Source organism: Nocardioides sp. IC4_145 (assembly GCF_011250565.1).
In the GTDB taxonomy this organism is placed as follows: domain Bacteria; phylum Actinomycetota; class Actinomycetes; order Propionibacteriales; family Nocardioidaceae; genus Nocardioides.
Genome location: NZ_JAANMS010000081.1, coordinates 1 through 1,159 on the forward strand (window position 1 = coordinate 1; position 1,159 = coordinate 1,159).

Consider the following 1,159-nt stretch of genomic DNA (forward strand, 5'->3'; position numbering starts at 1 on the left):
CAAGACGGCCGAGCCCGTCGAGCGGGTGCGCCTCGGCAAGGAGACGGTCGTCGACGAGGAGACCGTCACCGAGGACGTGCGCAAGGAGCACATCGAGGTCGAGGGCGACGTCGAGGATCGCCGTATCTGACCGTCGTCGCGCTCGACGCCCCGGCACCGACACCGAAGTAAGCCGGAACCGCAGACGAACCGTGCCGGCCGCACCCCCCGGGGTGCGGCCGGCTCCTACGTTCCGAGCGCTGGCTCAGCCCACCCCAGTGCGGATGAGCTCGAGGCGGCGCAGCAACTCCTCGAGGGCGTCCTCGAACTCGATCGCGGACTGGTCATCCGACAGCGCCGGCCGCAACCGTTCAACCGTTGGATACTCCGCAAGGTTCCGCTCGCCAGGATCCTCCTCCACCACGTCCAAGGGACCGACGTCGGCGCCATGCACCGCAACCTCCAACAGCAGGTGCCCCAGCAGGAAGCTGGAGAACGCCCGGTACGCCCCGACCGCCCCGTCGTCATCGAATCCTTCGTCGAGCAGAGCGTCGAGGAAACGCTCCACCCACGACAAGCTTCGCAGCGGCGGCCGCAGCCACGGCGCCTCCACCGGCCGCGACGCCACCAGCGGAAAGACCCTTGGGTGCTTGACCGCCACCCTGCGAACTGCGTGCGCGAGCCGCTGCAAGAAGTCCTGCCAACCATTGACGGGTGAGGAGACGACGTCCGGGTCGTCCTCCATCTCGCCCATCACCCACGCGACCACCTCGTCCAACAGGTCCTCGCGACTAGGCACGTACCGGTACAGCGACATCGCCTCGACACCGAGCTGCTGGCCGAGCTTGCGCATCGTCAGACCCGGCAAACCAGAGTCGTCGATAAACTCGACCGCGGCGACAACGATGCGCTCGCGCGACAGACCCGGCCGCTGCATCGACCCCTCACCGCCCTCGAGAACCCGTGCGTCCCCGTCGACGTAGCCATCGTCCTCGCTCACCGGCAACCTCCTCACGAGCAGTCTAGGAAGCCAAGCCACGCCGGCTGAGCGCATCACTCTTCACGCCCCCGGCCACCGCGCTCGCGCGCCGTGAGCCGTCGGCCGCCAGACCGGCCGAAGTGACCGGACCCGCCCGCGGCGAAGGGCCGCATCCGTGCGTCTTCTCGGCCAGAGTGACCT

2 protein-coding genes are annotated in these 1,159 nt (G+C 68.8%); one reads left to right on the plus strand and one right to left on the minus strand.

The window, feature by feature from the left end; genetic code table 11:
• Positions 1-130 (plus strand): DUF2382 domain-containing protein (locus G6553_RS20445; protein WP_166196955.1); only part of this gene is annotated, 130 nt, incomplete at its 5' end.
• 114 nt (positions 131-244) lie between these two features.
• On the opposite strand, the gene G6553_RS20450 is transcribed toward G6553_RS20445, so the two are convergent.
• Entirely contained in the window at positions 245-979 is a 735-nt protein-coding gene (locus G6553_RS20450; protein WP_207620084.1) for a TetR/AcrR family transcriptional regulator C-terminal domain-containing protein, read from the minus strand.
• Positions 980-1,159: the final 180 nt, after the last annotated feature.